Raw genomic sequence first — 2,108 nt, 5'->3', positions numbered from 1 at the left:
TAACGCCCGCTTAAGGGGCTGACAACGCTACTACCAAGTTCCCGCATAACACCGTAACCACTGAAATCAACGCACAATAAAAATGCTACGCGTTGGAAGTCCCTCTTGAAGCGTTTGTTATGTTTTATTACTTATTGATTACATTGAACTTTTATAAATTCATTTATTCGAAGCAGTTTAAATCAAAATGACAAACCAGCCCACTTTCAACAATCATTGTTGTCGATAAGATCTCAAACAAGTTGAAGCGAATTAGCCTGCGGAATCAAGACACAAATAACGTCAATGAAAGAGAACTTTCAGCGACAATTGAACCTTTTACGCACACAATTTATCAGGACAGAGCCGGAAAAAAGCGCAAAATCATCGATAAACTTGCGCTAACCAAACACTGTCAGCAAGCTAGATGTTCATGAGATCCCAAACATGCCGAAGCGAAATAGCCTGCGGAGTCAATGAGCTAGCAACACCAAAGAAAGAGACCTTTCAGCAACAATCGAACCTTTTGCGTACACAATTTATCAGAGCAGAGTTGGCTAAAAATGCACGAGCATCGTTCAACTTTCAATAGCCACGAAAAAGAACAATAAACTCATAATATCAATAAATTAGAATAGGAAAACTTCTAAATCAGACCAAGCTTTCCCATTAAAATTTATATATTGATTTTGCTGAAGTTCAATAAAACATAACGCCCAATTAAGGGGTGAGCAACGCTACCACCCAACCTAAAGCATTGTACCGTAAACACTAAAATTGAAGTAGAAGCAAAAGTGCCAAGCGTTGGGAATCCCTCTTAAATTGTTTGTTATGTGCCCAATGGTTTGAGCTTTCTTTCTGGAGTTTCCTTTTTGTTTAGTTCAGACAATTCTCTTTCAAGTTTCTTTTTCCGTTTAGAGTCATAGAGTTTGTCCACTCTAGGATTCCAGATATAAAACAACGTAATAATATGCTTACATTCATCTTTGAAAAAGTTCATCATTAACAGCGGCATCAAACGTTTTATTAACTTGCAATACGTTATACCAAGAGCATGATATGCAAACTCTTCATTCGCTATTTTTCCTGAGAAATACATAGCGAACAATTCAAGCCGATTGAATAGCTCATGGAAGCAGTCTATTTCCTCCACAAGTTTTTTTAACGACTCATCGTCATTAGGCGCTTTTATTGACACACCATCATTGTCGATAATCACCTCACATTTATCAATAAAGTCAATGTCTTTATCTTTAAGGTGGTCAAAAAACTTCACAACCTCTGGTGATATCTCTTTATGGTAATACTCACAACGTTCCGCAGCCAACCGAATAGATTCTCGGTCAGATTGAATTTTTGTTGCATTTTTTCCAACTCGAATCTGTTCTAACGCTCGATATGCAAAATAGGCAACAACTGGTGCCGAGAGTAGGTATATAACTTCAAGATAAGGAGTCACCAAATCGATCATCTGCAACATAACAGGTTTGACCTTATCTATTCCTTCGTTCTGAGAACTCAAATTTTCCTCCATATTTCAATTGTGCAAGACATGTCGGGCACATAACGCCCGGCTAAGGGGTTGCGAATCCCTCTTGAACAGTTTGTTATATTTATATGAACTTATACTCTTTTGGAACAATACAGTAGCCAATAATCTCCGGTTGAATATTTGGCAAGTTTACATGTATGTCATCAAAATTATTGGTAATTCCAAATACGTCTAAAGAGTCAAATTTCACTACAAATACAACACCATCTTTGGGGTTAGATTCATCACGATTGTTGCATACATATGCTAAACACTGATTGCTCGTTTTTGCATATGAAACGGATTCAAGTAAAAAGTTGGGATTAGTACCTTTCCCTATTTCTTTTGCTGATTTGAACCCATCAGAAACGATAGCGTCAAAATTCTCAATTGCCGTACCATGAAAAAGAATATTGTCGCTCTCTTCTAAATCTGAAGGGAATAAAGAATAGCCTTTTTCTTCATTAGGAAATGGAAAATCATATTGCTTCATACGGTTACCTCAAAATAAATATAACGCCCGGCTAAGGGGTTGACAACGCACTGCCGAACTTGAAAAAAAACACTGTAAACACTAAACTTCAATTTTGAACTAAAG

The 2,108-nt window shown here is 37.0% G+C and carries 2 protein-coding genes; both read right to left on the bottom strand.

The window, feature by feature from the left end; translation table 11 throughout:
- Window positions 1-808: 808 nt before the first annotated feature.
- Window positions 809-1,501, bottom strand: a complete 693-nt coding sequence (locus DD616_RS16505) for a hypothetical protein (RefSeq protein ID WP_208871933.1) — start codon at window positions 1,499-1,501, stop codon at window positions 809-811.
- Window positions 1,502-1,592: 91 nt separating this feature from the next.
- Window positions 1,593-2,003, bottom strand: coding sequence for a hypothetical protein (locus tag DD616_RS16500; protein WP_032467859.1), 411 nt, complete (start codon window positions 2,001-2,003; stop codon window positions 1,593-1,595).
- Between the last annotated feature and the right edge of the window lie 105 nt (window positions 2,004-2,108).

The sequence above is a fragment of the Vibrio anguillarum genome (assembly GCF_003390515.1).
GTDB classification, from domain to species: domain Bacteria; phylum Pseudomonadota; class Gammaproteobacteria; order Enterobacterales; family Vibrionaceae; genus Vibrio; species Vibrio anguillarum.
This window is presented reverse-complemented; position numbering and strand designations above follow the sequence as displayed.

Excerpts from the sequence above, each read along its gene's own strand:
- DD616_RS16500 (WP_032467859.1), bottom strand. The coding sequence starts at position 2,003 with ATGAAGCAATATGATTTTCCATTTCCTAATGAAGAAAAAGGCTATTCT.